This is a genomic window from Limnofasciculus baicalensis BBK-W-15 (genome assembly GCF_024178385.1).
Classification (GTDB): Bacteria; Cyanobacteriota; Cyanobacteriia; order Cyanobacteriales; family Coleofasciculaceae; genus Limnofasciculus; species Limnofasciculus baicalensis.
This window is the reverse complement of sequence record NZ_JAMZMM010000360.1, coordinates 1-6224: the sequence shown is the minus strand read 5'-3', so window position 1 is coordinate 6224 and position 6224 is coordinate 1. Positions and strand designations below refer to the sequence as shown.

The following is a 6224-nucleotide window of genomic DNA, read 5'->3' as shown; positions in this document are numbered from 1 at the left end:
GGGGGACAAGGAAGACAAGGGGGACAAGGAAGTAAATATTCTTTGACTTCAAAGCCAAACAACTCACCTCGTTGATACTCAACCCCGCTAATCTCAGGGTTCTGCATTTGCTGCAAATCGAACCTAACTAGCTCTTGATAGATTGCGGTTACTGGGCAAAGTTTTCTAATTCGCCCTACCCAAGTTTCAATATTGGCAATGCGACTTTCAAGAGGCTGGTCAACGTCAGGCTCTTTCAGAGCAAGCGCTATACCGCCTAAGCGGTTAGCGGCGGGTCGTTGACTCCTACTGTTGAGCTTGCCGTTGTCTCCGGATAGCGACTGTCGCCGCTTCGTGTTCTGCTAAAGTTTTACTGAAAACATGAGTGCCATCATAGCGAGCGACGAAAAAGAGAAAATCGGTACTATCAGGAGAGAGAGTAGCTTTCAAACTCTCCACACCTGGAGCAGCAATCGGAGTAGGCGGGAGTCCCGGATTGAGATAAGTATTATAAGGAGAAGGGGTTTTCACCTGGGCGAAAGTTAAGGGTTGATCGGCAGTTTGTCGAATTCCTAAACCATACTCTACTGTCGGATCGCTTTCCATTTTCATACCCCGGCGCAAGCGTGCGGTAAAGACACCAGCAATCAGAGGGCGCTCCGCCGGAATTGCCGCTTCTTTTTCTACCAAGCTAGCTAAAGTAACCCACTGAGTAAAGCTTAACTGTGTTTTACCTTGTGCTTGTTGATAGAGTGGCAGGGCTACCTGCTCAAACCGTTTGAGCATTTGCTGGATAACTTGTTGGGGGGAGAGGCTATCGCTCGGCAATTGATAGGTATCTGGGTACAAATAGCCTTCCAGGTGAGGGATGTCAGCGGGTAACCAGGGAAACTTTTCTCTAGGAATTTGACTGGCAGCGCTGATAAAATCTTCTGCTTTAAAATAGCCTAGGGATTCAAAATAGGTTGCCATTTGCTGGATGGACCAACCTTCTGGGATAGTGAAGGACAACTGCATCACCTCACCCGTCCAAATTTTATCTGCGATCGCACTTAGGGGTTTAGTGGGCGATAGCTGATAAGTCCCCGCTTTATAACCTCCATCCCGATTTTGCCACTCTAGCCAATAAGTCCAGAGTTTCCAAGCAGATGCGGAGCGAATCACACCTGCTGTTTCCAAATCCTTACCGATTTGTTGTGCCCCTGTGCCGGGGGGAATCTGAATTTGTACTGCTGTTTGAGTTTCTGATTTTGAGGATCTTGCCACAGCGGGTGGGGATGAAGCCCAACTCCACCATGCCCAACCCTGCCAAGCAGCAACTAAGATTGTGACAGGCAGTAGCACCAGAAAATAAGACCACCTTGAGATTCGTTGAACCGTTTTCATCGATTTTCGTGTTTAGTCATTGGTTATTTGTTATTGGTTATTTGTGATGTTGAACAACAACAAAGAACGAACAACAAACAACAAATAACCAATACTAATTATTCCAATTCATCAAACAACAAGTCTTCTAGCAGCGGCTGAACTTTTTTAAATTCCTCTGGGGAAAGCAGCTCCGGTTCACCTTTTGAGTTTGTCCGTGCTAGAAATAGCAGGGGATCGAGGGGGGTGTAAACTCCATACTCCTGTTCTTCATGATAGAAGCTCGCCAGTAACTGAAACTCTTCTGGCTCCAATTCCACATCACTCTCCTCAACCTCAATCGTGAGAATCTCTTCCTCATCCATTTCGGGTAGTTCACCTGCTACCGTGAGGGTATAGGCAGTACGCTTGAGGGTCAAGTTTTGCTCGGCGAGTACGGCTTGGGCATCTGGGAAGAGCAGATCGATTTCCTCGTCGTCTTCGATTAACGTCGCGTCAGCGAAGTCTTCCTCGTCTTCCTCATCCCAGGCGACAATTTGGATGGGGGTGTCTCTGGGCATGAGGAGAAGGAACTCTTCACCGTCTACTTCCAGAGTATGTTCGATGGAACAATTTAAGCGTCGCCCCACTTCATCGATTAGTGTAACGCTGCCGAGATCGGATTGACCATTTTCTTGGGGATATGCAGATGAGGACATTGCAGTTTTTCTGCTATATAGGATCGAAGGGGATAATGAAATTGCCAACCGCCGCCGCGACAAAATTTTGGGGCGTAGGTTGCACACTTTAGAATATCACTCTTGGGACTTACCTCGCGATCGCGATTTGTTTTGAGGTGAATCACCACATTATCAACCGGGATTCTCGTGCCGCTGATATCCTTGAGATTTAGTTTCCAGGGAAAGAGCCTGCACTATCCCGTTGAACTTTTGTAGATGCACCTCCACCACCTTGTTTAGCGACAACTTTCAACCCTTCATAAGCTAAAGTCAACTCTTCAATTGCTACAGCATTAGAGTTAGCCTGTAGAGATCCTGTTTTCCAACCAACGGGAATCGCTCCTGTTAATGTCCAACACTGCATTGTTTCCCCGGCTTGGTTAAAAACCAAAATATTGACGTTACGTCTTTCTTTTTTGCCGGGACTCAGGGTATTATTAATCCAATTCCAGAATGTTATATTATCAGTAATTCCTCGCTTGAGGGTGACATCGGTAAATTTAGATTGTTTGAGAAAAATACGCTGCTGATTGTTAACACCTCCTTCTGAATAAACCTCTTTATCTATCTGGACACCAAAACCAGAACATTCGCTAAACGAGGCTGTAATCTGACTCTCAATTTCTACATAAAAATGATTTGCTGTAACATAGTTTGTTTGGTCAGTCATTGGAATAACCCTCAATAATTTATAGTTCGTTATCATCTTTATTTCTCATTCTTATCCCCCTTTTTTGCAATTGCTGTAAGTAATCATCAGTCGCCTCTCCTCCCAATTCCTCCGTGGTTGTTGTCTCCTCTAGATTCTCGCTATTTGACTGATTATTGTCATCGTTTTGGAGAATAATTAACTCCCGAGCTTTTTGATTACCATCCTCCATCACATCTGTTGTTGTAGTTTTCGCATCCTGAGTAATTGGGGTTTCTGCAAAAGTTTCTGGAGCTGGGTGAGAAATATCTCGATCGTTGGTATTATTTATTAATCCTTTACGTTCCGCTGCTCTTTTCTTTAAGATCTGGAATGTTTCAGTTTCTGTAATTGCTGACACTTCCGCTGCTACTTTGTCAGTGTCAATCTCAACATCCATTCTGAATAGTTTCTTGACTGTTTGTGTAACAGTTTTGCTGTATCTGTCGATTAACACCACAATCCCTGCGGTTACCACCACTCCTAATCCGGCGGGAATTAGGGGAATCCAACCAGACTGAAGAAATAGAAAATAGCTGATGCCATATAAAATTGCGATCGCAGCCCCACTCGCCAGGATAAATAACCAGGGAAGGCGGATACTCCAGGCTAGGGTTCCCCCTGCTAGGGACCAACCGAAAATCCACAAAACTTCACCCCCAAAATGCCAATACCAAATTAATGGTCGATTATCCCAAACTGCACTAATAATTTGACTGACAATATTAGCGTGAATTAATACCCCGGGCATTTCTACTCTATCTCGATCTCCAGCACTATAGGGAGTGGCAAAGTCGTCATTTTTTGTCGTGGCAGTGTAACCCAACATCACTATACGATCTTTCACTAAAGCAGGATTAATTTTTCCATTTAAAACATCAACCAGACTGACTTGTGGGATTGCCTTTTCACCCGACCTATATTTAATCAATATCTGGTAATCTGGGGCATCCAGATTGCGATATCCACCAACATTATCTCTAAGGCGTTTAAATAAAGTTCTACCTAATTTAATATCTCCTTCATTAGCTCCTTCTTCTATAGGTTGGGGAAAGATATTATCTTTATCTAAGTAAAGTAGTGCGACATTAAATGCCAGGGATAGGACTTGGTTTTCTGGATCTGCATAATTACATACGTGAATATTTTCTACTGCGCCGTTGGGAGTTGTCGGTGTTGATACTAAAGTAGTGCGACGCATTATGATATCTGGATCTTGCGGTAAATCGGCAAAACCAATCCGCTCTTTTGGGACTTCTGGTGCGGCGGCGGCTCCGGGTTCGCTTTCTGAACTTAGCTTACAGCCAGCAATGATATTCTCGTTGTTTTTGAGTATTTTAATTAAATCTTGGCGACCTGGACCTATTGGCACATCTCTTAATACATCAATACCGATGGCTCGTGGTTCATATTCCTCTATTTTATTTAAAAATTTTGCCATTGTGGCATCCGATATTGAAGCTTCTTTTAATTTTTGAATGTCTTCCTCAGTTATACCCACTACTAAGACGCGGTTATCTGGTTCTTCAGGAGGAAGGGAACGGATAAAGTAGTCATAGGAGCGGAGTTCAAATCCTTCTAATACGCCAAGCTGTCGCACTGCTACTATCGCTGTAGTGACTATCGCACTAGTGAGAATTACTGTTCCCCCAAAGGAGATCGCAATTCTAATCGGATTCTTCGGATTGGAGAAGAGCGAACTGAATTTTTCAGATACTTGAGAAATCATATTAGTGTTGGTTCCTCATCTGTTGAGGGATCTTGGCAATGGGAGGTATGGCTATGGTTTAGGGTGTGGGGTAAGGAGGCTTGAGGCTTGATTATAGGTAAGTCCTAAGTATATAGTACATCGGCGATTCGGTTGTGTATTGGGTTTGGCGGCAAACAAACTCCAATAGGAGTCCTTAAGATGTCACTACTTAAAATTTTATAAATATTTGTAAATATTTGCCAACCCATTGGGGAAACTTTTCTAGAACTGAAGAAGTCACCTTATATATATCCTGCCTTTGTCAAACAGTTTACTGTAATCCTACAATTGACATCCCCCCCTTTAAAAGGAGTAGCATGAAAACGTTCCTATCCCACAAATCCCTTTGGTCCCTCTTGGTTGTAGGACTGGTAATGAGTGAAAGCTTAATCGCCACAGCCAATATTAAGCCTAGCACTTCTAACTTACAACAAACCTTTGGAGAAACCCTCTTAGCACAGGTGCGACGTTCCCGTTTAGGGTTTAGAATTGGAAATATCCGGTCATCCCGTCAGCGGACTGGCGCAATATCGCGGGGTCCTCGTGCTTGTGGTGGAGAAACAATTGATGTCACGGCACTGTTACCAAAGACAAACGAAGCAAAGTTGGCGGCAGAAAAAAAGATTGAAATTGAATCAACAGTCAGTCAAAGCCCGACATTATTGATTTATATTTCTAAAACTCAAAAAACGAAGGGAACCTTTGTAGTGGTTGGGGAAAAGAACAACGAAGCCTTCCTTGTCCAAGAAAAACAGGTTGAATTACCTGGACGTGGTGGAGTTGTAAGCGTTACAGTGGATCTACCCAAGGGTGAGGATGAGAATATCTCTTCAGGGGTTGAGGAACCTTTATACCACTGGTTCTTTACAATTGATTGCAATCCCAACGATCCTGACACATCCGGGGATTTGGTGGTAGACGGGTGGGTTAAACTAATGCCCAAGGATGACAGTCTAACTCAAGATTTAGCTCAAGCTCAAGAGCGCGATCGCCCCGCTGTCTATGCTCAACATGAAAACTGGACAGAAACTGTGAGTACGCTGGCTGATTTACGCCAACGTTATCCAAATGAGCAACAACTGAAAGATGATTGGCAAAGTCTGCTGAAATCTGTTGGTTTAGACAGACTGGCTAATGCCGAAATCATTGGTGCGCTCAAGGAAATGGAAAATTAACGCAATTGGGTGTATCCCCAGAATCCCGGTTTCTCAAAGAAACCGGGATTCTTATTTCTCGTGACTAATGTAGTCAAAGAGTTAAGAAAACAAAAGAGCGCAATAGCATCTGTGTCCATAAAGACAATAGAATCTAGACTAATACCCTGAATTTCCTGCCTTATGCGATCGCGATCTGAACGATATGATCTAAAATAGAGGTGGGAATGTCTGTTGCAGTTGGTTGGTTTAAACAGCCAGCGAAGGGGCGATCGGACCATTGCCGGGAGTTAAAGATTAACACCCTCTCTCTAACGATTATGAGTTTAAAAAACTTTACTCAAAAAAAATATCTCTAAAATTGCCCATATATTTGTGGTAGGAATCAGGGGTCAGAATCTATTATACATTCGTAGAAATTTACTCAAACAGTTTCATTAGAAAGGAGCATCATGAATAAGCCTTCTATTTATTTCAAAACGATTTCCTTAGTCTTGGCTGTAGGAATGGTGATGAGTGAGAGCTTAATCGCTACCGCTAGCATTAAGTATGGTTCCTCTAGCCAAGAT

General features: G+C 43.5%; 6 protein-coding genes and 1 pseudogene. 1 reads left to right on the top strand and 6 read right to left on the bottom strand.

What is annotated here, in order from left to right:
- The 5 genes and pseudogenes from NJ959_RS24390 to NJ959_RS24370 all read right to left on the bottom strand — a co-directional run.
- Positions 1-212 (bottom strand): annotated as a pseudogene (locus NJ959_RS24390) (RRXRR domain-containing protein); the annotation flags it as partial.
- Between the two features lie 73 nt (positions 213-285).
- Positions 286-1365 (bottom strand): endolytic transglycosylase MltG, encoded by a 1080-nt coding sequence (gene mltG, locus NJ959_RS24385; protein WP_254014346.1) that lies wholly within the window; start codon positions 1363-1365, stop codon positions 286-288.
- A 98-nt stretch (positions 1366-1463) separates the two neighbouring features.
- Positions 1464-2042 carry a DUF3727 domain-containing protein gene (locus NJ959_RS24380; RefSeq protein ID WP_254014345.1) on the bottom strand — a complete coding sequence of 193 codons (579 nt, stop codon included), beginning with the start codon at positions 2040-2042 and terminating at the stop codon, positions 1464-1466.
- 190 nt (positions 2043-2232) lie between these two features.
- Positions 2233-2733, bottom strand: coding sequence for a phage tail protein (locus tag NJ959_RS24375; protein ID WP_254014344.1), 501 nt, complete (start codon positions 2731-2733; stop codon positions 2233-2235).
- A 19-nt stretch (positions 2734-2752) separates the two neighbouring features.
- On the bottom strand, positions 2753-4480 hold the full coding sequence (locus NJ959_RS24370) for a CHASE2 domain-containing protein (protein WP_254014343.1): 1728 nt from the start codon (positions 4478-4480) through the stop codon (positions 2753-2755).
- Between the two features lie 395 nt (positions 4481-4875).
- Between NJ959_RS24370 and NJ959_RS24365 the strand changes: the two genes are divergently transcribed.
- Positions 4876-5676: a DUF928 domain-containing protein gene (locus NJ959_RS24365; RefSeq protein ID WP_254014342.1), complete on the top strand. Its 801-nt coding sequence runs from the start codon at positions 4876-4878 to the stop codon at positions 5674-5676.
- A 160-nt stretch (positions 5677-5836) separates the two neighbouring features.
- On the opposite strand, the gene NJ959_RS30295 is transcribed toward NJ959_RS24365, so the two are convergent.
- On the bottom strand, positions 5837-5959 hold the full coding sequence (locus NJ959_RS30295; protein ID WP_256529728.1) for a hypothetical protein: 123 nt from the start codon (positions 5957-5959) through the stop codon (positions 5837-5839).
- Between the last annotated feature and the right edge of the window lie 265 nt (positions 5960-6224).